A 21,310-nucleotide genomic window follows, 5' to 3' on the forward strand; every position below is an offset into this window, starting at 1 on the left:
CGCTAGTCGGCGGGAATACCGGGGTCGAACTCGTCGTTGACGGCTTCGAGGCACACGGGCGCGCGCGCCTTGAGCGTGTAGCGATGCTGCACCGACCCGTCGACCTCCATGTTGCCGATCGCGCGCGTCGCCTTGCGCGTGAGCAGGTTGACGCTGGTGTCGGTGGTTTCGCCGCTGCCGCGGTTCAGCACGCCTTCGTCGAATCCGATCAGGCGCATGCAGCCGTCCTGCCAGCGGAACCTGTAGGTCGTGTGGCTCGCGGTCCACGAGCCCGCGTTGGCGAAGAAGCCGACGGTGACCCCCAGGACGCGCTTGTCGAGCGTCAGCCCGCCGCTCTCGTACGCGTCGGACAGCGTGGGTATGTCGTTGCGGCGGATGACGGTGTCCGACTGCGCCACGCGTCGCCAGCCGCCTGCCGGATCGGCGAGGAGCACGACGAGCACGCGCGGATTGGTATCGAGCTCGGGCACGCCCAGCCCTTCGTTGTGCAGCACGTTGCGTGGATCGGCGTCGCGCAGCAGCAGGACGTCGTCCGGCTTCGCGTCGGCGTCGACCGCGCCCGTCAGGCGCTCCTCGATCGTCCAGCCTTTGGGTACGAACGCTTCGACGGTCGCGGCGTGCTCCGGCAGCTGCGGGGTCGGCACGTCGGGGACTTCGAGCTCCTGCGCGTGAACCAGCCGCGCGGCGGCGAGCAGCAGCAATGGCACGGCGGTGCGGATCATGTGCGTCTCCCCAGCGAGCGGCCGCCAGCCTAGCCGCCGGACGCCGCCGCGCCCACCCCACGGGCTACAATGCGCATCGAAGCACCGGTGGGAGAAGCGGGCCCCGGCCCGCTGCCGAAGGCGCAATCGCCCGGAATCGCTCAGGCCCCCATACCGCCGGCTGCACACACTCTGGAGAGACCGGTTCGATCCGGCGCCGAAGGGGCAAGAAGCGCATCCTCCCCCGCGCTTCCAAACTCTCAGGCAGAAGGACAGAGGGGCGAGCGGGGCTTTCGAGCAGCGCAAGCTGCGAGCCCGCGAGCGCCAGACGGCCGCGAGGCCGGCTGGCCGGGTGTTCGGTCGGCGACGCACGTCGCCGGAGCGATCACCACGCCGCCCTCCTTCGCCGCCAGAGTTCCCATGACCCAGCCTGCCGCTCCCTCCCTTCGCGCCCTCGAGCACCACGACGGCTTCATCGAACGCCACATCGGCCCGAACGACGCCGAGATCGCGCAGATGCTGCAGGTCGTCGGCCATGAGTCGCTCGATGCGCTGACCCAAGCGATCGTCCCCAGCTCCATCGCGTCCGGCAATCCGCTGGCGCTGCCCGAGCCGATCAGCGAAGTCGAAGCACTCGCGAAGATCCGCGCGATCGCGTCGAAGAACACCGTCGCGCGCAGCTTCATCGGCCAGGGCTACTACGGCACGCACACGCCGAACGTCATCCTGCGCAACATCCTCGAGAACCCTGCATGGTACACGGCCTACACGCCGTACCAGGCGGAGATCTCGCAGGGCCGCATGGAAGCGCTGATCAACTTCCAGACCATGTGCGCCGAGCTCACGGGCATGGAGATCGCAAACGCGTCGCTGCTCGACGAGGCCACCGCCGCGGCGGAAGCGATGACGCTGGCGAAGCGTTCGGCCAAGTCGAAGTCCAACACGTTCCTCGTTTCGGGCGACACGCATCCGCAGACGCTCGAAGTGCTGCGCACGCGCGCCGAGCCGCTCGGCATCGCGATCGAAATCGCGATGGGCGCCGACGACTGGAAGGCCGCGCTCGCCAAGGGCGACTTCTTCGGCGTGCTGATCCAGTACCCGGCGTCGAGCGGCTGGCTCGCCGACTGGTCCGCCGATGCGGAAACGATCCATTCACAGGGCGCGCTGGTCATCTTCGCGACCGACCTGCTCGCGCTGACGCTGCTCAAGCCGCCGGGCGAGATGGGCGCGGACATCGTGATCGGCAACAGCCAGCGTTTCGGCGTGCCGTTCGGTTTCGGTGGTCCGCACGCGGCGTTCATGGCCTGCCGCGATGCGTACAAGCGCTCCATGCCGGGCCGCCTGATCGGCGTGTCGATCGACAGCGAAGGCAAGCCGGCGTATCGCCTGACGCTGCAGACGCGCGAACAGCACATCCGCCGCGAGAAGGCGACGTCGAACATCTGCACCGCGCAGGTGCTGCTGGCGGTGATGGCGTCGATGTACGCCGTCTACCACGGCCCGGACGGCCTGAAGCGCATCGCATCGCGCGTGGCGCGCATGACGGCGATCCTCACCGCGGGCCTCGCGCAGCTCGGCTTCGATCGCTACCACCACGGCACCGCGTTCGACACGATCTGCCTGAAGACGGGCGACCGCACCGCCGAGCTCGCCGCGCGCGCCGCGAAGATGGGCGCGAATCTGCGCGTCGCATGGGACGAGTACCTGTGCATCTCGCTCGACGAAACGACGACGCGCGCCGACCTCGAACTGCTGTGGCGCATCTTCGGCGGTGACGACGCGAAGCTTCCCGACATCGACACCCTCGACGCCAGCGCGCCGTCGCTGATCCCGGCGGAACTGCAGCGCACCAGCGCGTTCCTGTCGCACCCGGTATTCAACACGCATCACAGCGAGCACGAACTGCTGCGCTACATGCGCACGCTGTCCGACAAGGACCTCGCGCTCGACCGCACGATGATCCCGCTGGGCTCGTGCACGATGAAGCTCAACGCCACCGCGGAGATGATCCCGGTGACGTGGCCGGAGTTCGGCAACATCCATCCGTTCGCGCCGGCCGACCAGGCCGCGGGCTACCAGGAACTGATCGCCAGCCTCGAGCAGATGATGGTCGAGTGCACCGGCTACGACGCGGTGTCGCTGCAGCCGAATTCCGGCGCGCAGGGCGAATACGCCGGCCTGCTGGCGATTCGCGCGTACCACCTGTCGCGCAACGAAGGCCATCGCGACATCTGCCTGATCCCCGAGTCCGCGCACGGCACGAACCCCGCGTCAGCGCAGATGTGCGGCATGCAGGTCGTGGTCACCAAGTGCGACGCGAACGGCAACGTCGACGTGAACGACATCCGCGCCAAGGCCGAGAAGTACAGCGACCGGCTCGCCGCGATCATGATGACCTACCCGTCCACGCACGGCGTGTTCGAGGAAGACGTCGTCGAGATCTGCGAGATCGTGCACAAGCACGGCGGCCAGGTGTACACCGACGGCGCGAACATGAACGCGCTCGTCGGCGTCGCGAAGCCGGGCAAGTGGGGCTCGGACGTCTCGCACCTCAACCTGCACAAGACGTTCTGCATTCCGCACGGCGGCGGCGGCCCGGGCGTCGGCCCGTGCGCGGTGAAGTCGCATCTCGCGCCGTTCCTGCCCGGTGCGCTGAGCAAGGACGGCGTGCGCACGCCGGGCCTCGGCACCGGTGACGTCGGCATGGTGTCGGCGGCGAGCTTCGGCTCCGCGTCAATCCTGCCGATCAGCTGGATGTACGTGACGATGATGGGCGCATCCGGCCTGCGTCGCGCCACGCAGGTCGCGCTGCTCAACGCGAACTACATCGCGAAGAAGCTCGCGCCGCACTACGAGACGCTCTACACCGGCCGCAACGGCCTGGTCGCGCACGAGTGCATCCTCGACCTGCGCCCGATCAAGGACGCGACGGGCATCTCGGCGGAAGACGTCGCCAAGCGCCTCATCGACTTCGGCTTCCACGCCCCGACGCTCAGCTTCCCGGTCGCGGGCACGCTGATGGTCGAGCCGACCGAAAGCGAATCGCTGCACGAACTCGATCGCTTCATCGACGCGATGATCCAGATCCGCGACGAGATCCGCGCGATCGAGGACGGTCGCCTGGATCGGGAGGACAACCCGCTGCGCAACGCGCCGCACACCGCGACGATGGTCGCTGCGAGCGAGTGGACGCACGCGTATCCGCGCGAACTGGCCGCGTTCCCGTTGCCGGTGCTCAAGCAGCACAAGTACTGGCCGCCGGTCGCCCGCGTCGACAACGTCTACGGCGACAAGAACGTGTTCTGTTCGTGCGTGCCGATCGAGGCCTTCGACGGCGAGCCGGAAGCCTTCAGCGAACCGAACGTGATGTAAGCCGGCCCTCGCGCCGCGACGAAGCCCCGCCCATGCGGGGCTTTTTCGTTGCAGGGATCAGTGCAGGTCGCCCATCAGCGGGTCGGCGTGACGCTCGCCCGTCGCGACGGCGACATCGGCCTCTTCGGCCGGGCGCCGGGCGCCGCCGTGGCTGGCCTCGCCGCCCAGGCGTCCGATATGCGCCATGTGCGCGCGATCGCGACTCACGGCCTCGCCGCCCTTGCGGCCGGCTTCACGCGCTTCGTTCGAGTCGAATTCGTGGGCGTGCCCGCTCTGGTGCGCGGCGCGTCCACCCATGGACGAAATCGCACGCTGCTTCGCCGGGTCCATGCTGCCGAAACCGCCCCCGTGGCGGCCGCCTCGGTTGCTGTTCGCCATGTCCGCTTCCTCCGTTGCGTCGGCGCCGCTGGCGGACGCCGTCCATCCTGTCGCTGCGCCAGCGCCGCTTGCAGCAACCGGCCCGCGCCCGGTGGCATCGTGCCCGACCGGAGCAACGCCAGATTACCGGCCGCCGTGTTATCAGAACGATAACCGGGCTCGGCGCACACTGTCGTCACACCGCGGGCGTTATGTGCGCTGGCGTACATACGGCCTTCGCGCGTGCGGTCGACAATCTTCCTGAATAGGGAGACCCCGTGCCCACGACAATCGCCACACCCTGGAGGGCCCGTAACGGGTTGCTCGAGACGCTCTCCGACGACGAGTGCGATCGCCTACGTGGCGATCTGCAAGTCGTCGAGCTCACGCAGGGCAAGACGCTCTACGCCGCGGGCATGCCGCAGACGACGATGTATTTCCCGCGCAGCGGCGTGGTGTCGATGACCTACAACACCCAGAACGGTGAAAGCACCGAGATCGCGATGATCGGTCGCGAAGGCATGGTGGGCACCTCGGTGTTGATGGACAGCATGACGACGCCGTCGAGCGCCGTGGTGCAGGTCGGCGGCGAGGCGCTTGCGCTGCGCGCCGACGTGGCCGATCGCGAATTCCGCAAGGGCGGGCACTTCCAGTTCATGGTCGTGCGCTACATGCAGGTGCTGCTCGCGCAGATGGCGCAGACCGCGGTGTGCAACCGCCATCATTCGGTCGAGAAGCAACTCTGCCGTTGGCTTCTGCTCTGCCACGACCGCATCGCCACTGACGAATTGCAGGTCACGCAGGAGACCATCGCGACGCGGCTGGGCGTGCGCCGCGAGGCCGTGACCGAAGCCGCGGGCCGCCTGCAGGCGCTGGGCCTCATCCGCTGCGCACGCGGGCGTATCTGGATCGTCGACCGCAAGGGACTCGAGCGCCAGTCCTGCGAGTGCTATTCGGTCGTGCGTCGCGAATACGATCGTCTGTTGCCGCCGCACGCCGGCTGCTGATCGATGGAACTTGCCATCTTCGCGTCCGCGAGTGGCGGCGTCGTGCTGGTGCCGACGCCGTTCCGTCCGCCCGATGACGCGATCACGTTGCATGGACCGCTGGTGCCGCGCGGCTTCCTGCGCGTGATCGATGCCGAAGCCGCACCGTGGCCCGAACTGGTGCTGCAGCTCGAGCGCCATCTGTTCGCGGCGCTCGGTGCCGCGGAAGCCGGCGTGCTGCTGGGCTCGTCGGCCGCACGCACCACGCTCTGACGGCACGAACGCATCGCCTCCACAGTCACCGGCTAGGCTGGTGATCGATCCGGAGGCAATGATGTCCCCCCGTCACAATCTCACCGAAGGCCCGATCGCCCGCACGCTGTTCCTGTTCGCGCTGCCCATCCTCGGCGGCAACGTGCTGCAGTCGCTCAATGGCTCGATCAACGCGGTGTGGGTGGGTCGCTTCCTCGGTGAGCAGGCGCTGACGGCGACGGCGAACGCCAACAACGTGCTGTTCCTGGTGCTGGGCGCGGTGTTCGGCGTCGGCATGGCGGCGAGCATCCTCGTCGCGCAGGCGATCGGTCGCAACGACCTGACGCAGGCGCGTTGCGTGATCGGTACCAGCGCGACGTTCTTCATCAGCCTGTCGGTGCTGATCGCCGCGGTCGGCCTGCCGTTCTCGCGCCACCTGCTCGCCGGGATGGACACGCCGCCGAGTGCGTTGCCGTTCGCCGAGGCCTATCTTCGGATCATCTTCCTCGCGTTGCCGTTCCTCTACGCCTTCACCTTCATCACCGCGATCCTGCGCGGCTCGGGTGACACGCGCACGCCCTTCATCTTCCTCCTGCTCACGGTGGCGCTCGATATCGGCTTCAATCCGGTGCTGCTGTTCGGCCTCGGTCCGTTCCCGAAGATGGGCATCGCCGGCGCCGCGACCGCGACGTTGATCGCGAATGCGACGGCGCTTTCCGCGCTGCTGCTGTGGCTGCGTCACAAGAAGCATCGCCTGTGGATCAGCCGCGGCGAGCGCCACCTCTACAGGCCGAACCTCACAGTGCTGAAGTCGCTGATCGGCAAGGGCATCCCGATCGGACTGCAGATGATGCTGATCTCGGTCGCCATGCTCGCGATGATAACGATGGTCAACAAGCTCGGTGTCGAAACCACGGCCGCATACGGCGCGTCTCTGCAGTTATGGACCTACGTGCAGATGCCGGCGATGGCGATCGGCGCGGCGTGTTCGTCGATGGCGGCGCAGAACGTCGGCGCAAACCGCTGGGATCGCGTGCATTCGATCGCAAAGTCGGGCGTACTGTTCAACTTCCTCATGACCGGCGCGCTCATCGTGCCGCTGGTCGTGTTCAGCCACGCGACGCTGTCGCTGTTCCTGCCCGCCACCAGCCCCGCGCTGGTCATCGCGCAGCACCTGGATCCGATCGTCATCACCTCGTTCCTGTTCTTCGGCGTGACGTTCGTGCTTTCGGGCGTGGTGCGCGCGACGGGCGCGGTGATCCCGCCGCTGGTCATCCTCGCGTTTGCCCTGTGGGGTGTGCGCGTGCCGTACGCCTCGTTGCTGCAGTCGCGAATGGGCGCGGACGCGATCTGGTGGAGTTTCCCGGTCAGCGCGGTGGTCGCGATGGCGCTGTCGGCGCTGTACTACGTCTACGGTGGCTGGCGGAAGGCGAAGATGCTTCCGGTCGCGCACGACGAGGTCGCGGTGCCGGCCGAAGTGCCCGCGATGCCGCCATCGCCGGTGGCCGACGTGGCGAGCTGCGATGAGGAGCGGACGGGCGTCGGCGGCCCCTGATGCTTGTCGCGAACGCGCGGCCGTCCTAGATTCGGCGCACCACAGGGGAATGGGGACGCCATGCGCCGTCTGTCGACGCTGCTGATCGCGGTCGCGCTGCTCGCGGGCTGCGCAACGACGGGGCCCGCGCCCACGCCTGTCCCGGGCGCGGAGGCGCCGCCTCCGCCACCGCCTCCTCCTCCCCCGCCCCCACCGCCTCCGCCACCTCCCGTGGCCACGACGGCGGTGCCGGTGCGTCCGAGCATCGATCCGAAGAAGAACTACGCGCGCGTCCGCGTGTTCTACGGCACCGATCGCGCGATGGCCGCGAACGCGCCGAAGCGCCCGCCGTCGGAACGCTACCTCGGTGGACGTGGCGCGCTGACCTATGGCATCGCGGACGTCAGCATTCCGCGCGGCCACGTCGCGGGCGAGCTCGAAGCGCCATCGTGGCTGAAGCTCGAGTTCCGCGAAGATCCGGCGCGCCACGTCGTGCTGCTGTCGACGGTGCCGCAGACGCGCGACGCCTTCCTGCAGGGCGTGCGCGCGCGCGTCGCCGCGTCGAAAGGACGTAGCGCGTTCGTGTTCGTGCACGGCTACAACGTTTCATTCGCCGACGCCGCACGCCGCACCGCGCAGATGAGCTACGACCTCGGCTTCGATGGCGCGCCCGTGTTCTACAGCTGGCCGTCGCAGGCGAGCCTGTCGGGCTACACGGTGGACGAAGCCAACATTGAATGGGCGACGTCGCACATCAAGCGTTTTCTCATCGACATGGCCGACCGCTCGGGCGCGGACAACCTGGTCGTGGTCGGCCACAGCATGGGCAGCCGCGGCCTGACGCGCGCGATCGCCGCGCTGATGCAGGAGCGCCCGGACCTGCGCGGTCGCTTCCGCGAAGTGATCCTGGCGGCGCCGGACATCGATGCGGACGTGTTCCGCAGCGACATCGCGCCGGCGCTGGCGAAGGCCGGTCGGCGCGTCACGCTGTACGCCTCGTCGAAAGACCTCGCGCTGCGTGCGTCAAAGGAAGTGCACGGCTATCCGCGCGCCGGCGATACCGAAGGCGGCGTCGTCATCGTGCCGGGCATCGACACCATCGATGCGTCCGCGGTGGACGACAGCATTCTCGCGCACTCGTATTTCGTCGAATCGATTCCGGTGATCCGCGACATCGCGATGATGATCCGCACGCGGCTCGCGCCGCAGCGGCGGCCGTCGCTGCAAGCGGTGAATGCGAACGGTGGCGTGTACTGGCGACTGGCGCAGCAGCCCTGACCGGCCATCGCCTGCGGCGATCGCGGGCCATGCGATGACAGCGCCGGGGCGCGCTCTGGTCTAATGCGGGCTCCCGGTTCACGCCCCGCTGCCATGCGCCCGCCCCACCGTGTTCTCGTCGCGCTGCTGTCGCTGCTGGTGAGCCTCCCCGCGTTCGCGGCGTCGCCGATCACGGTGTTCGCTGCGGCCAGCCTGAAGGAAACGCTGGACGAAGCCGGCGCGTTGTACCAGCGCGATCACGGCGCGCCGGTGCGCGCGCCGGTGCGCGCGTCGTACGCGGCGAGTTCTGCCCTCGCGCGCCAGATCGAGGACGGCGCACCGGCCGACGTTTTCGTTTCCGCCGATCGCGACTGGATGGACGCGCTGCAGGCGAAGCACCTTATCGATGCGAAGACGCGTCGTGACGTCGCCGGCAATGCGCTGGTGCTGGTCGCCCCCATCAAAGCAAAGACGCCCACGATCGTACTGAAGCAGGGTGTCGACCTGCGACCTGCACTCGGCGCCGACGGCCGCCTCGCACTCGCACTGACCGCGAGCGTGCCCGCCGGGAAGTACGGCCGCGCTGCACTGGCCTCGCTGGGCGCGTGGTCGGACGTGCGGTCACGTGTGGTGGAAGCGGAGAACGTGCGCGCCGCGTTGCAGCTCGTCGCGCGCGGTGAAGCCGTGCTCGGCATCGTCTACGCCAGCGATGCGCAGGCCGAGCCGCGCGTGCGCGTGGTGGCGCGCTTCCCGCCGTCGACGCATCCGCGCATCGTGTATCCGGCCGCGCGCGTCGCGGCGAGCACGAATCCGCAGGCCGCCGCCTTGGTCGCCTGGCTGTGTTCACCCGCTGGCCAAGCCGTGTTCCGCAAACACGGCTTTCTCCCTCCGAAATGAGTGCCCTCAGCGCCGACGAGCTGTCCGCGGTCCTGCTGAGCCTGAAGGTCGCGACGGTCGCGACGTTGGCGAGCCTGCCGTTCGCGATCGCCATCGGCTGGTTGCTCGCACGCCGACGTTTCCCCGGTCGCCTGCTCGTCGACGCGCTGGTGCACCTTCCGCTCGTGTTGCCGCCCGTCGTGACCGGTTACGCCTTGCTGGTGACGCTCGGACGTCGCGGCACCGTCGGCGCATGGCTGCACGACGTGCTCGGCATCACCTTCGCGTTCCGCTGGACGGGCGCTGCGCTCGCGTGCGCGGTGATGGGCTTCCCGCTGATGGTGCGTGCGATCCGGCTGTCGATCGAAGGCGTTGATCGACGCCTCGAAAACGCGGCCTCGACACTCGGTGCATCGCCGTGGCGTGTCTTCACCGGCATCACGCTTCCGCTCGCATGGCCGGGCATCGTCGCTGGCGCGGTGCTCGGCTTCGCGAAGGCGGTCGGCGAATTCGGTGCGACGATCACGTTCGTATCCAGCATCCCCGGCGAAACCCAGACGCTGTCGTCGGCGATCTACGGCCTGCTGCAGGTGCCGGGCGCGGAGTCGCGCGTCTGGCTGCTGTGCGGCGTGTCGGTCGCGATCTCGTTCATCGCTCTGCTCGCCGCGGAAGCGCTGGTGCAGCGGCGTCGCAGTGAGCCAGCGACATGAGCGACGTCGTGCATCGCATCGACGTGCGTTTGCGTCGCGGTGGCTTCGAACGTCGCATACGGGTCGAGAGTGCGTCGCGCGTGGTCGCAGTGGTGGGCGCGTCGGGCAGCGGCAAGACTTCGCTGCTGCACGCAGCAGCCGGCCTGGTACGCCCGGTGGAAGGCCGCATCGAAATCGCCGGTGACGTCCTGTTCGATTCTGCGCACCGCATCGACGTCCCGGCGCACCGCCGCCGCATCGGCTACGTGTTCCAGGATGGGCGACTGTTTCCGCATCTCGCTGTGCGCGCGAACCTGCTGTACGGCGCCGCCCACGCACCGCGTCCGACCGGCACGCACTTCGACGACGTGGTCGAACTGCTCGCACTCGAACCGCTGCTTGCGCGTCGCACTGCCGGACTCTCGGGCGGCGAGATCCAGCGCATCGCGCTGGGCCGCGCTCTGCTCGCACAGCCGCGCCTGCTGCTGCTCGACGAGCCGCTGTCGATGCTCGACCCCGATCGTCGCGACGAGCTTCTGCCCTACCTGCAGCGCGTGCGCGACGAGAGCGGCTTGCCGATGATCTACGTCAGCCACGTGCCCGCGGAGGTCGCGCGCATTGCGCAGGACGTGCACCGCATCGACGCGATCTAGCGGCGTTCGGCCTTGGAAAACAGGAACGCGATCGCGGCAACGAGGACGATGCCCGCGACGATCCCGCGGAACGTGTGCACGTCGAACAGCGCGCCCAGCATGTGGCAGCCCGTACACATCACTGGAACGCTCGCGGCGATAGCGGCACGCGGGAGGAAAGCCGGGAATGCGCGCATGGTCGAGGCGTCCGTGCGGGATAGCGACAGCCTAGTCCGGCCGCGTTAGCCGCGGGTGCAGGGGTCAGACAGGGTTCGTTGTCTTCGAAACGCCGGCGGCGCCAACGATGCGCTCGGCCTCCGCGAGCCGCAGCAGATCCCGCTTCTCGTCGACGATGCGCCGCCGCAGACCGGGCCACAGCGCGCGCGAATGCGCGAACAGCGTCTCGAGATGCGCGAGCTTGTAGTCCTGCACGGCGGTGACAATCTGCGTGTCGCTCAGGGTCGACGCATCGGCCGTTGCACCGAATGTGCCGTGGAGCGCCCTGCTGATGATCGACAGCGTCAGCGCGCCGTACTGCACCGCAGTGCTCCATAAGAGATCCTGCACGGCGCGCCCGGCGTGGCTGAGGTCGATACCGGCATCGCGCAGCCGTGCGAGTTGCGTGTCGTAGTGCGTGCGACCAATGAAGTCGTGCTGCTCGGCCGCGAAGGCCGCCTCGGTGCGCACGAGGCGCCGCCACATCGCGTCGAACGCGTGCGTCGCGGGCTTCATGCCGGCGAATCGCGACGCGAAGCGCGACTGCGCGAGGTAGGCCTGCAAGGTGCCGGCCTTCGATGAGAGCTGGTATTCCCCGTAGGACACGCCCCCGGGGTCGCCGTGCCCAGTGGAGATGGTCGCGGCGCCGCGTCCGCCGGATTCGTAGCGACTCGACGTGAGCCCGAGCCGCCATTGCGACAGACGCTTGCGGGCCTGCCGGAGTGTCATCGATGCCATGCGTCGCCTCCCTGCGTCTCAGCGGGCGGTCGTCTGCCGCCCAAGTCGTCTTCCTCGCACATCGCCTGTGCAGCCACCTTTCACAGAGTCGGCGGCTCACTCGATCACTCACCAATGCCGCGACGCTTGAAGAGATCCTGCAGCACGGTCATCAACACCGCCGTGGAGACGCCGATCATCAGCGCGCCGTTGATCGCTTCGATCGGGCCGAGCAGGCGACGGTGTTCGGACATGACGATGTCGCCGTAGCCCAGCGTCGCGAAGTTCACGCCCGAGTGGTAGACGGCGGTTTCGATGACGTCGAACTCGCCCAGCATCCGGAACACCAGCGCCCAGATGATGACCTGCGCGATGTTGCCGAGCACCAGCAGCGTCATCACCCCGTTGACCCGGCGCAGCTGCGCCCAGCCGATGCCGTGGACGCCGCCTTTCGGTACGTGGCTCATGTAGTAGCGCAGCGCCGCCACGACCAGCATGGACTGCAACAGCAGGCAGACCGCCATCGTCAGCAGGCCGATCACGATATTGCCGAGCATCGCGTACCTCCCCGCTATGCGGCGCTGGTGCGCTGCACGCGACGCGCACGCAGCCATTCCAGCACCAGGATTGCGCCCCACGCGTACAGCGTGACCAGGACGAACAGCACGAAGCGCTGCACGAAGGCCGTGTAGACGTCGCCACCCGAGCTGTCCTCGACCGCGGGGCCGATGAGAATCAGCATCGTCGTGCCGACGTTGAGCCAGAACGACGGCGGCTGGCGGCTGCGCGCCACCCCATACATGCGACGACCGAAGTGCATCCCGAACAGCAGCATCCACAACACGAACATCCACAGCGACGGCCACAGCGTCAGCCCGAACCAGAACGCGAACGCGTAGACGCCCGCGAGCAGCGTCGAGCCGATCAGCTGCTGGCCTGCCATCACCGCGCTGACGCGACCGCCCTGCTGCCCGAGCAGCGCCGCCTTCATGATGATCGCCATGTACGCGGAGGGATTGACGAAGGCGAGCAGCACCGGCGGCATGACAATCACCATCGTGCGCAGCGCGAGCCAGAGCGACTCGCGCGAGTCGTCCGGCGTTGGCTTCGCGGCGCGCGCGCCGATCGGATCCTCCGGGAACCACGGATACACGAGCCACTGCGCAACGATCGCGACGCCGAGGCCGATCAGCAGCGCCTGCACGACCGACACCGCGACCGTGTGGGCCATGAGCCCGGCCGCGGGAATCATGGTCAGGCCGATCGTCAGCAGGGTCGACACCGCAGCCTTGCCCTTTCCCACGCCGAGATACGTGCTGACGAACACACCGACGGCAACCAGCATCACGCCGGTCAGCGGGTAGTAGCGCAGCATCGGCGCCATCACGAGGCCGACGCCGAGCGTGATTGTCACGACGACGAGCAATCCGAGCAGCTGCTTCGTCCGCATGGGCGGGCTCGGCGTCGCCGTCATGATCAGCGCGAGCAGCGGCGCGAAGAACGGCAGCGGCAGGGCGAAGCCGTAGGCCAGCGCCAGCGCGACGGCCGCGACGGCGCCGAGTCGGAACGTGCGTCGTGCGGGCAGCGGCATCAGCGGGGTCGCGTGCATGCGGGCAAGCTCAGTACGCGTACGTCAGCAGGCTGGCAATGCGGATGTAGAGCTTGCCGAGCAGGCGCAGCACGCCGCTGCCCTCGCCGTACGCGAGTACCGCGGCTTGGCCGCCGACGCGCAACTGCGGCGGCAGGTCGCTGTCCTGCGCGGGATCGAAACCGATGATCACGGGGAAGCGCTGCGACTGCCGTAGCCAGTCGCGGTTGTTCTCGATCGACGGCAGCGAGCCTTCCGGCTGGTTGCTGCCTGCACTCACGCCAAGGCCGATGCTGCGCACGGTGCCCTTGAACACGCGACCCGGCAGTGCGTCGAACACGATGTCGACCGGCGTGCCGACCCGCATGTGGCCGAGGTTGTTCTCGGTGTACTCGGCGTTGATCCACACGTCGCGCACCGCGACCAGCGTGAGCACCGAGGAACCCGTGGGCGCGTACAGGCCGACATCGGTGCGCAGGTCGGTGATTACGCCGTCCGCCGGTGCGCGCACGACGGTGTTGGACATGTCGAGCTTCGCCTTGTCGACGGCGGTCAGCGCGGTGGCGAGCACGGTGTTGTGTTCGACGTCCTCACCGCCCATCGCGCCGATGGCCTGGCGGATGCCCGCCTCCGCAGCGACCACCTGCGCCTGCGCCGCTTTGAGGTTGGCTTCGGCGATTTCCTGCCGTCGCACCGACACCGTTCCAGGATCTTCTTGGCGGAGATGGACGAGTCGCGTCGCGTCCTGTCGCGCCGCCAGCTCCGCGGCCCGCGCCGCCTTGAGATTCGCACGCGCCGCATCAACCGCCGCGCCGCCCGCCCCGACCTGCTTGCGTGCATTGGCGACGTCGGACTCCGCCTTCGCCAGCGCGATGCGGTACTGCGAATCGTCGATCTGGATGAGGCTCTGTCCGGCCTTCACGGACTGGTTGTTGCCGACCTGCACCTTCGTCACCATGCCGGCGACCTTCGGCGCGACGCCGACGACGAAACCCTCGACGCGCGCCTGCGAGGTGTACGGCGTGTAGCGATCGGCGAGCAGGTACAGGACCAGGCTGGCGACGATCACGCCCGCCACGATGCGCCCGCCCTTCCTCGCGGACTTGCCCGCGGCGTCCGGCGCACCGGCCTTGTCGGCGGCAGACGCGTCGTCGCTCATCTGTGTTCCCCGGTCTTGTTGTCTTCCGGTGACGTGGATGCGGCCGCCGAGGGCAGCGGCGCGGTGAGCAGATCGCCCCAGTTCGTGCGTGACTGCATCTGCGCACGCGCCGGCGCGCCCACCATCTCGCCCATCGGCATCTCCGTCCAGCCGCCGCCGATCGCCTTGTACAGCGTGATCACGGCGCTGACGTGCGCGCTCTGGTTGAGCAGTTCGCGTTCGCTCTGCGAGAACATCACGCGTTGCGCGTCGAGTACGCGCTCGAAGCCGGCGTAGCCTTCGTTGTATTGCGTGTTGGCCAGCTGCAGCGAGCGCTCCGCTGCGCGCGCCGCCGCGCTGAGCGGCACCTGTTCCTCGCCGGTCTTGATCACGGTGATCGCGGCGTCGTCGATCTCCTGCGCGGCCACCAGCGTGCTGTTCTGGAAGTGCTCGATCGCCTGCTGCAGGCGTGCATCCTGCAGGCGCACGTTGTTGCGGATGCGGCCGTAGTCGAAGATCGGCCAGTTGAACGCCGGGCCGGCGCCGATGCTGTGGACCACCGGGCTGCCCTCCTGCGACGTCGTCGACCAGCGCAGACTTCCGAGCAGCGTTATCGCCGGAAAGTAGTCGGCCTTGGCGACACCGATCTGCGCCGACTGCGCCGCCACCTGCCACGCCGCGGTGCGTACGTCGGGACGGCGCATCAGCAGGTTCGCAGGCAATTCGCTGGTAATCGCCGTCGACGCGATCGTCGGCAGCGGCTGGTCCCGCGACGTCAGTTCCGGCACGTCGCCCGGCATGCGCCCGAGCACCACCGCCATCGCGTTGCGGAGTTTCGTGGCGTCGGCTTCGAGATCCGGGATCAACGCCAACGTGCCGAGGTATTGCGACTTCGCCTGCTGCAGGTCGAGTTCGGATTCCTCGCCGCTTTTGAACAGCCTCTCGGTGATTTCCAGGCTGCGCTTCTGGATGTCGGCGTTCTTGTGCGCGATGTCGATGCGCAGTCGCGTCGTCCGGTAGGCGTAGTAGAGGCTCGCGACCTGTGCGCTCAGCAGTACCTGCGCGTCCTGCTGATTGGTGATCGACGCGAAGAACCCGGCCTCGGCGGATTCGATGCTGCGACGAAACCTGCGCCAGAAGTCGAGTTCCCAGCCGAGGTCGAAACCGAAGCCGTAACTTGCGAAATGCTGATCGCGATCAGAGACCTTGCCGTCGGTGCGACTCTGCTCGACGTACGAAGCGCTGCCGCTGAGCTGCTGCACCTGCGGATAGAGCGTGGCACCCGCGATGCCGAGCACCGCGCGACTTTCGAGGATGCGCAGCCCGGCGATGCGCAGCGACGGACTCTCGCGGCGCGCCGTTTCGATCAGTCCATCGAGCACCGGATCGTTGAACGCCTTCCACCAGAAGCGCAGGTCGACCTGCGTCTGCTGGTCCGGACTTCCCGACAGGCCGTACAGATCGGACTGCCAGTCCTTGAGCCAGGCGACGTCGGGCTCCTTGTAATCGGGGCCGAGCGTCGCGCACGACGCCAGCAGCATCGCCGCCGCGAGGGCGGACGCGTGGACGAAGCGCCTTGTTATGCACCTGTCCATGGCGGACGCGCGCGCGTGTCAGGCAGTGGTGGTGTCGGTGGAGATCGCGGATGCAGGCGGCGGCCCCGCGGCAGGTCGGGTCTCGCCGCTGTCCACCCAGTCCTGGAAGATCCGGTAGAACACCGCCAGCAGCACCGCGCCGAGGAATAGTCCCGTGATGCCGGCGGTGGCCATGCCGCCGAGCGCACCGATCAGGATGATCAGCATCGGTGCCTCGACGCCGCGGCCGAGCAGCAGCGGCTTCAGCACGTTGTCCGCCATGCCGGCCACGATGAAATAGACCGTGAAGACCACCTTGATGACGGTCGAACCCTCGCCCATCCACCACAGGTAGCCGACGACGGGCAGCGAGATCAGCAGCGCCGGCAGCTGCAGGATGCCGAGGAACATCACCAGAAGCGCGAGCACGCCCGCGCCCGGAATGCCGGCGAGGATGAAGCCGACGCCGAGCAGCAGCGCCTGGATGAAGGCGACGCCGACGACCCCCGTGGCGACGGAGCGCACGGTCGCGACGATGAGCGTGAGCAGACGCGGCCCGTGCAGCGGATCGGTCAGGCGGATGAGGATGCGTTCCGATCCGCGCCTCAGGGTTTCCGCGAAGCACATCATCACGCCTGCCACGGCGATCGCCGCCAGGAACAGCAGCGCCGCGCCGGCACCGCCGGCGGCGATCGAGACTGCCTTGCCGGCCGCCTTGAGTACGAGCTGCTTGTTCTTCGCAAGGAACGCCGGAAGATCGTTGGCCGCCGCGCTCCACCCCGCATAGATCCGCTCACCGACGATCGGCCACTCGGCGACCTTCGGGTTCGGGGGTTCCAGGCCCAGCGTGCCGGCCTCGAGCGCGTCGTGGAAGCCGCCCAGCTGAGTCGCGACCGCACCGGCGAGCATCAGCAGCGGAACGCCGACCAGCACCAGCGTCACCAGCACCAGCAACGTGGCGATCAAGCCGCGCTTGCCACGGAAGACGCGCTGCGCCAGCCAGTCGAACATCGGAAACAGCGCGATCGCGAGGATCATTCCCAGCGTCAGCAGGCTCGCGAACGGCATGAACACACGCCCGCACAGGTACACGAGAACGAGGATCAGCCCGAGGCTGACCAGCGTTTCCAGCAGATCCTCGCGAACGATCCTGCGCAGCGTCGATTCGTCGGTGTCCATCTGCGGCGACCTCCGGGCGTTGGCGACGCCCATCAGTGGATCGGCCGGAACACGATGCGATCGCGTCCGGGCATGCCCCTGCTCGCTGCTTGGAGCTCGCGAGGCTCCGTGCGCCGCTGATCGGTTGCGGGCGTTGCCCGGCGACCTGCCTGCGCCGGGCTTCGGCCGACGGGCCGCATCCCGGATCCCGATCTCGCCTTCCGTAGGAGGCCATCCGGGAGGCGTTCGGACTCGCGCCGTCGTCACCATGCGTGATGGCGGGCGGCTAAGAAATTGCACCTTGGGGCAGCGCGGCGGTCCATGGGTTCACGTGGCGCCGTGCGCCGCCACGGGGCGTCCGGAAAGTCGGCTGCGGTTGCCGCTCGTCAGCATGCGGCCCGCGCATCGGTCGAACGCGTCGTCACAAAAGAAAAAGCCCCGCATTGCGGGGCTCTTTCGGGAACACGCTGCGCGCGAGATCAGGCGAACGGATCCTGCAGCACGATGTTCGCGTCGCGATCGGGGCCGGTCGACACGATGGCGATCGGGCAACCGGCAAGTTCTTCGAGCGAGCGCAGGTAAGCACGCGCGGCGGCCGGCAGCTTGTCCCATTCGGTGATGCCTGCGGTGCTCTCGTTCCAACCCGGGAACTCGAGGTAGACCGGCGTGCACTCGTCCCAACCCGCGGCGTCGAGCGGCGCGTACTCCGTGCGCTTGCCGCGGTACTCGTACGCGATGCAGATCTTCAGCTTCTCCATGCCGTCGAGGATGTCGAGCTTGGTGATGCACAGGCCGCTGATGCCGTTGATCGCCACCGCGCGCTTGAGCGCGACGATGTCCATCCAGCCGCAGCGACGCGGGCGACCGGTCGTCGCACCATATTCCTGGCCGCGATCGCGGATGCCCTGCCCGACTTCGTCGTCGAGTTCGGTCGGGAACGGGCCACCGCCGACGCGCGTCGCATACGCCTTGGCGATGCCGAGCACGTAGTCGATCGCGTCCGCACCCACGCCGGTGCCGGCAAGCGCGCCGCCCACCGTCGTGTTCGACGAGGTGACGTACGGATACGTGCCGTGGTCGATGTCGAGCAGCGAGCCCTGCGCACCTTCGAACAGCACCTTCTTGCCCTGCTTGCGCAGCTCGTGAAGGATGCCCGCGACGTCAGCCTTCATCGGCTCGACGTATTCGCCGAACGCGAGCGCCTCGTCGAGCGTCTGCTGGAAGTCGACGCCTTCGACGCCGAGGTACTTCGTCAGCACGAAGTTGTGATAGTCGAGTGCCGCGCGCAGCTTCTCGGCGAGTTCCTGCGGATAGTGCAGGTCCGCCACGCGGATGCCGCGACGCGCGACCTTGTCTTCATACGCCGGGCCGATGCCGCGCCCCGTCGTGCCGATCGCCTTGCCGCCCGCGGCTTTCTCGCGCGCCTGATCCAGCGCGATGTGGTACGGCATGATCAGCGGCGTCGCCGGCGAGATCTTCAGGCGCGAACGCACTTCGACGCCGTTGCCTTCGAGTTCCGCGATTTCCTTCTGCAGCGCGCCCGGATGGAGCACGACGCCGTTACCGATCAGGCACAGCGCATCGTCGCGCAGGATGCCCGACGGAATCAGGTGCAGCACCGTCTTCTTGCCGGCGATGACCAGCGTGTGGCCGGCATTGTGGCCGCCCTGGAAGCGCACGACCGCGCCGATGTCCTGCGTCAGCAGGTCGACGATCTTGCCCTTGCCCTCGTCGCCCCACTGCGCGCCGAGCACCACCACTGACTGACCCATCACCACTCTCCGAACCGGCTGCATGCGTAGGAGCGTCCGTCGCGACGACACGCGACATCGAGGGCGCACGGCAGCGCGTGCAGCGGCGCAGCAAGCGCCTCCATCGACCGCCCCGCCGTAGCGGAACGCAGACACGGAAAAAGCCGGAGGGTGTCCCCGTCCGGCTTTTGTGCATTATCCGGGTTTCGGTGCGGCGGGGCCACCCCGCCGGTCGCTTCGTTCAGGCCCGCACCGCCCATAGCGACACCAGACCGACCAGCACGATGACCGCGCCGAACGTGCGCAGCTGCGGTGTCGTGAGCGAATACAGCCGCTCGGCAGTGCGTTTCCAGCCGTCAGGCGTGAGGAACAGGAACAGCCCTTCCAGCACCGCCACGAGGCAGAGCGCCGACAGCAACTCCCGCGCCATCAACGATCCGACTTGAGGTACTGCAGGAACGGATCGTTCTTGTCGACGACGATCACGGTCTGGCCCGAACCGAACGCATTGCGATACGCCTCCAGGCTGCGCTGGAACGCATAGAAGCCGGCGTCCTTTTGCGCAGCGTCGGCATACAGGCGCGCGGCCGCGGCGTCACCCTGGCCGCGCAGCTGCTGCGCGTCCCGCTCCGCCTCGGCGACGATCACCGCGCGATCGCGGTCGGCGTCCGCCTTGATGTGCTGCGCCTGCTCCGCACCTTCCGCGCGCAGCTGGCTTGCCACCTGCTGGCGCTGCGCGCGCATGCGGCTGTACACGTCGCCGATGACCTTGCTGTCGGTCGGCAGGTCGATCTGCTTGATGCGGAGGTCGAGGATGCGCACGCCCAGCGTCGACGCGCCCTGGTTGATGGTGGCGAGCTGCGCCGCGACGATCTTGCTGCGATCGCCCGACACCACTTCCGACAACGTGCGCGCGTTGATCTCGTTGCGCAGTGCGTCCTTGATGATCGGCGCGAGACGCTCGATCGCGACCGATTCCTCACCGCCCGTCGCGCGATAGAACGAACGCAGGTTTTCGATGCGGCCCACCGCGAAGAAGTCGACGCTGATGTCCTTGCGCTCGGAGGTGAGGTAGCGCTCCGGCTCGGCCGGCAGCACGTCCAGGCGGCGATCGAACGTCAGCTGGGTTTCGACCAGCGGGAACTTGAAATGCAGGCCGGGGCCGAGGTCGGTGCGATCGAGGCGACCGAGGTTCAGCACGATCGCGCTGTGACCCTCGGGCACGACGAATATCGACCCCATCAGCGCGAGCAGCGTCGCGACGACCAGCGCGATCCAGGCGGGATATCTCATCGTTCGTCTCCTGCACTGCGCGGTGCCCGAGGCGCGCGCGGCCCACGCCCCCCGCTGTCACCCGTCGCGGTTACCGGCGCGAGCACGTCCGGGACGATCGCCGGCGCGTTCTGCGGCGCGGCAAGCAGCGGCGGCGTGACGGGCTGCGTCGCGGTCGTGGCGTCGTTCATCGGCACGTAGATCAGCTGACGCGAATCACCGCCGACGATCGTGCGGTTCTCCGACAGCACCTGCTGCACAGTCTCGAGCCAGAGGCGCTTGCGCGTGACCTCCGGCGCGGCCTTGTACTGCTCGACGAGCAGCGAGAAGCGCTGCGCATCGCCCGTCGCCCGTGCGATCGCCGACTCCTTCTCGCCTTCCGCGATGGCGCGAACGCGCGCCGCCTCGCCGCGCGCTTCCGGGATCACCTTGGCCGCATACGCGCGCGCTTCGCTGATCACGCGATCCTTGTCCTGCTGCGCACTGTTGACGTCGTCGAAGGCCGGTTTCACTTCTTCCGGCGGACGCGCGTTCGGCAGATTGAGCTCCGTCACCGTCAGGCCGGTGCGATACGCCTGCAGCGACTTCTCCAGACGCGTGCGCGCCGCCACCGCCAGCGCGTTGCGCGAGCCGAGCACGGTGTCGAGGTTGGAACGGCCGACCATCTCGCGCACCGTCGACAACGACGCTTCCTTCAGCACTTCGTCGGCGTCGCGCGTGCCGAACAGGTAGAGCTGCGGATCGGCGACGCGGTACTGCACGTTGAGGTCGACGTTCACGATGTTCTCGTCGGACGTCAGCACCGGCACCGTCTGCGTATAGGTCTTGATCTCGGTCGCGTTGACCTTGATCACGCGCTCGATCGGCCACGGCGCCTTCAGGTGCGGGCCGGGCGCCATGATCCGTGCGAACTGGCCGAAGCGCAGGACGACGCCGCGCTGCTGCTCGGACACCAGCTCGAACGTCGACCAGACCAGCCACAGACCCAGCACGAGCGCCAGCCAGCGCCACGGGCCGTTGCCGTCGGACATGTCCTTCAGGCGATCGAGCAGGTCGTTCGGCGCGAAGCCACGGCCCCGGCCGCGGGGTCGCGGTTCGCGGTCGCCGTTCTCACTGCCGGGCGTGTTCCAGGCCATGCGGACTCCTGAGGGGGCACCGTCGGCGGCCGCGGCGCGGATTTCGCGCCATTGCGGACGGCAGAAACGCCGGCGCGGGGGAAGTGTCGGGATTCTAGGTGGGG

21 protein-coding genes and 1 riboswitch are annotated in these 21,310 nt (G+C 68.2%); of the genes, 8 read left to right on the top strand and 13 right to left on the bottom strand.

Annotation, left to right across the window (positions count from 1 at the left end; translation table 11 throughout):
- Positions 1–2: 2 nt before the first annotated feature.
- On the bottom strand, positions 3–722 hold the full coding sequence (locus DWG18_RS08980; protein WP_115646878.1) for a hypothetical protein: 720 nt from the start codon (positions 720–722) through the stop codon (positions 3–5).
- Positions 723–883: 161 nt separating this feature from the next.
- Positions 884–987, top strand: a riboswitch (glycine riboswitch).
- A gap of 134 nt (positions 988–1,121) precedes the next feature.
- On the opposite strand from DWG18_RS08980, the gene gcvP reads away from it, so the two are divergent.
- The gene (gcvP, locus tag DWG18_RS08985; protein WP_115646879.1) at positions 1,122–4,073 is read left to right on the top strand and encodes an aminomethyl-transferring glycine dehydrogenase; all 2,952 of its coding nucleotides are present in this window, start codon (positions 1,122–1,124) and stop codon (positions 4,071–4,073) included.
- 57 nt (positions 4,074–4,130) lie between these two features.
- On the opposite strand, the gene DWG18_RS08990 is transcribed toward gcvP, so the two are convergent.
- Positions 4,131–4,451, bottom strand: a complete 321-nt coding sequence (locus DWG18_RS08990) for a KGG domain-containing protein (protein WP_115646880.1) — start codon at positions 4,449–4,451, stop codon at positions 4,131–4,133.
- A gap of 257 nt (positions 4,452–4,708) precedes the next feature.
- Between DWG18_RS08990 and DWG18_RS08995 the strand changes: the two genes are divergently transcribed.
- The 7 genes from DWG18_RS08995 to DWG18_RS09030 all read left to right on the top strand — a co-directional run bounded on the left by DWG18_RS08995 (position 4,709) and on the right by DWG18_RS09030 (position 10,677).
- A complete protein-coding gene (locus DWG18_RS08995; RefSeq protein WP_240318498.1) occupies positions 4,709–5,437 on the top strand; it encodes a Crp/Fnr family transcriptional regulator in 729 nt (242 codons plus the stop codon).
- 3 nt (positions 5,438–5,440) lie between these two features.
- A complete protein-coding gene (locus tag DWG18_RS09000) occupies positions 5,441–5,689 on the top strand; it encodes a hypothetical protein (protein WP_115646881.1) in 249 nt (82 codons plus the stop codon).
- Positions 5,690–5,750: 61 nt separating this feature from the next.
- Positions 5,751–7,223 (top strand): MATE family efflux transporter, encoded by a 1,473-nt coding sequence (locus tag DWG18_RS09005; protein ID WP_115648116.1) that lies wholly within the window; start codon positions 5,751–5,753, stop codon positions 7,221–7,223.
- A 210-nt stretch (positions 7,224–7,433) separates the two neighbouring features.
- A complete protein-coding gene (locus tag DWG18_RS09015) occupies positions 7,434–8,480 on the top strand; it encodes an alpha/beta fold hydrolase (RefSeq protein ID WP_205289332.1) in 1,047 nt (348 codons plus the stop codon).
- Positions 8,481–8,573: 93 nt separating this feature from the next.
- Positions 8,574–9,356: a molybdate ABC transporter substrate-binding protein gene (gene modA / locus DWG18_RS09020; RefSeq protein WP_115646882.1), complete on the top strand. Its 783-nt coding sequence runs from the start codon at positions 8,574–8,576 to the stop codon at positions 9,354–9,356.
- A complete protein-coding gene (gene modB, locus DWG18_RS09025; protein ID WP_115646883.1) occupies positions 9,353–10,045 on the top strand; it encodes a molybdate ABC transporter permease subunit in 693 nt (230 codons plus the stop codon). Before modA ends, modB begins: the two co-directional genes overlap by 4 nt.
- Before the next feature lie 8 nt (positions 10,046–10,053).
- Positions 10,054–10,677, top strand: a complete 624-nt coding sequence (locus DWG18_RS09030; protein ID WP_115648118.1) for an ATP-binding cassette domain-containing protein — start codon at positions 10,054–10,056, stop codon at positions 10,675–10,677.
- Here the strand turns inward: DWG18_RS09030 and DWG18_RS15275 are convergent.
- The 11 genes from DWG18_RS15275 to hflK form a co-directional block, all read right to left on the bottom strand.
- The gene (locus DWG18_RS15275) at positions 10,674–10,853 is read right to left on the bottom strand and encodes a hypothetical protein (RefSeq protein WP_162823778.1); all 180 of its coding nucleotides are present in this window, start codon (positions 10,851–10,853) and stop codon (positions 10,674–10,676) included. The two genes, DWG18_RS09030 and DWG18_RS15275, sit on opposite strands and share 4 nt — an antisense overlap.
- A gap of 64 nt (positions 10,854–10,917) precedes the next feature.
- On the bottom strand, positions 10,918–11,610 hold the full coding sequence (locus DWG18_RS09035) for a hypothetical protein (protein WP_115646884.1): 693 nt from the start codon (positions 11,608–11,610) through the stop codon (positions 10,918–10,920).
- A 104-nt stretch (positions 11,611–11,714) separates the two neighbouring features.
- On the bottom strand, positions 11,715–12,146 hold the full coding sequence (locus tag DWG18_RS09040; RefSeq protein WP_115646885.1) for a potassium channel family protein: 432 nt from the start codon (positions 12,144–12,146) through the stop codon (positions 11,715–11,717).
- 14 nt (positions 12,147–12,160) lie between these two features.
- Positions 12,161–13,198: a DUF2955 domain-containing protein gene (locus DWG18_RS09045; protein WP_205289333.1), complete on the bottom strand. Its 1,038-nt coding sequence runs from the start codon at positions 13,196–13,198 to the stop codon at positions 12,161–12,163.
- A 10-nt stretch (positions 13,199–13,208) separates the two neighbouring features.
- Complete coding sequence (locus DWG18_RS09050; RefSeq protein ID WP_115646886.1) at positions 13,209–14,336, bottom strand: HlyD family secretion protein; 1,128 nt, start codon at positions 14,334–14,336, stop codon at positions 13,209–13,211.
- Positions 14,333–15,856 carry an efflux transporter outer membrane subunit gene (locus DWG18_RS09055; RefSeq protein WP_115646887.1) on the bottom strand — a complete coding sequence of 508 codons (1,524 nt, stop codon included), beginning with the start codon at positions 15,854–15,856 and terminating at the stop codon, positions 14,333–14,335. Before DWG18_RS09055 ends, DWG18_RS09050 begins: the two co-directional genes overlap by 4 nt.
- 72 nt (positions 15,857–15,928) lie before the next feature.
- Entirely contained in the window at positions 15,929–17,068 is a 1,140-nt protein-coding gene (locus DWG18_RS09060) for an AI-2E family transporter (RefSeq protein ID WP_162823779.1), read from the bottom strand.
- A gap of 458 nt (positions 17,069–17,526) precedes the next feature.
- Positions 17,527–18,819 (bottom strand): adenylosuccinate synthase, encoded by a 1,293-nt coding sequence (locus DWG18_RS09065; RefSeq protein WP_115646889.1) that lies wholly within the window; start codon positions 18,817–18,819, stop codon positions 17,527–17,529.
- A 220-nt stretch (positions 18,820–19,039) separates the two neighbouring features.
- Positions 19,040–19,228: a DUF2065 family protein gene (locus DWG18_RS09070; RefSeq protein ID WP_115646890.1), complete on the bottom strand. Its 189-nt coding sequence runs from the start codon at positions 19,226–19,228 to the stop codon at positions 19,040–19,042.
- Positions 19,228–20,091: a protease modulator HflC gene (locus tag DWG18_RS09075; protein WP_115646891.1), complete on the bottom strand. Its 864-nt coding sequence runs from the start codon at positions 20,089–20,091 to the stop codon at positions 19,228–19,230. The genes DWG18_RS09070 and DWG18_RS09075 overlap by 1 nt, the downstream gene beginning before the upstream one ends.
- Positions 20,088–21,206 (bottom strand): FtsH protease activity modulator HflK, encoded by a 1,119-nt coding sequence (gene hflK / locus DWG18_RS09080; RefSeq protein WP_115646892.1) that lies wholly within the window; start codon positions 21,204–21,206, stop codon positions 20,088–20,090. The genes DWG18_RS09075 and hflK overlap by 4 nt, the downstream gene beginning before the upstream one ends.
- Between the last annotated feature and the right edge of the window lie 104 nt (positions 21,207–21,310).

It is taken from the genome of Lysobacter sp. TY2-98, from assembly GCF_003367355.1.
Classification (GTDB): domain Bacteria; phylum Pseudomonadota; class Gammaproteobacteria; order Xanthomonadales; family Xanthomonadaceae; genus Cognatilysobacter.

Bases quoted from the DNA above. Each gene is read 5' to 3' on its own strand.
- DWG18_RS08980 (WP_115646878.1), bottom strand. From the start codon at position 722: ATGATCCGCACCGCCGTGCCATTGCTGCTGCTCGCCGCCGCGCGGCTG.
- gcvP (WP_115646879.1), top strand. From the start codon at position 1,122: ATGACCCAGCCTGCCGCTCCCTCCCTTCGCGCCCTCGAGCACCACGAC.
- DWG18_RS08990 (WP_115646880.1), bottom strand. From the start codon at position 4,451: ATGGCGAACAGCAACCGAGGCGGCCGCCACGGGGGCGGTTTCGGCAGC.
- DWG18_RS09000 (WP_115646881.1), top strand. From the start codon at position 5,441: ATGGAACTTGCCATCTTCGCGTCCGCGAGTGGCGGCGTCGTGCTGGTG.
- DWG18_RS09005 (WP_115648116.1), top strand. From the start codon at position 5,751: ATGTCCCCCCGTCACAATCTCACCGAAGGCCCGATCGCCCGCACGCTG.
- modA (WP_115646882.1), top strand. From the start codon at position 8,574: ATGCGCCCGCCCCACCGTGTTCTCGTCGCGCTGCTGTCGCTGCTGGTG.
- modB (WP_115646883.1), top strand. From the start codon at position 9,353: ATGAGTGCCCTCAGCGCCGACGAGCTGTCCGCGGTCCTGCTGAGCCTG.
- DWG18_RS15275 (WP_162823778.1), bottom strand. From the start codon at position 10,853: ATGCGCGCATTCCCGGCTTTCCTCCCGCGTGCCGCTATCGCCGCGAGC.
- DWG18_RS09035 (WP_115646884.1), bottom strand. From the start codon at position 11,610: ATGGCATCGATGACACTCCGGCAGGCCCGCAAGCGTCTGTCGCAATGG.
- DWG18_RS09040 (WP_115646885.1), bottom strand. From the start codon at position 12,146: ATGCTCGGCAATATCGTGATCGGCCTGCTGACGATGGCGGTCTGCCTG.
- DWG18_RS09045 (WP_205289333.1), bottom strand. From the start codon at position 13,198: ATGCACGCGACCCCGCTGATGCCGCTGCCCGCACGACGCACGTTCCGA.
- DWG18_RS09050 (WP_115646886.1), bottom strand. From the start codon at position 14,336: ATGAGCGACGACGCGTCTGCCGCCGACAAGGCCGGTGCGCCGGACGCC.
- DWG18_RS09055 (WP_115646887.1), bottom strand. From the start codon at position 15,856: ATGCTGCTGGCGTCGTGCGCGACGCTCGGCCCCGATTACAAGGAGCCC.
- DWG18_RS09060 (WP_162823779.1), bottom strand. From the start codon at position 17,068: ATGGACACCGACGAATCGACGCTGCGCAGGATCGTTCGCGAGGATCTG.
- DWG18_RS09065 (WP_115646889.1), bottom strand. From the start codon at position 18,819: ATGGGTCAGTCAGTGGTGGTGCTCGGCGCGCAGTGGGGCGACGAGGGC.
- DWG18_RS09070 (WP_115646890.1), bottom strand. From the start codon at position 19,228: ATGGCGCGGGAGTTGCTGTCGGCGCTCTGCCTCGTGGCGGTGCTGGAA.
- DWG18_RS09075 (WP_115646891.1), bottom strand. From the start codon at position 20,091: ATGAGATATCCCGCCTGGATCGCGCTGGTCGTCGCGACGCTGCTCGCG.
- hflK (WP_115646892.1), bottom strand. From the start codon at position 21,206: ATGGCCTGGAACACGCCCGGCAGTGAGAACGGCGACCGCGAACCGCGA.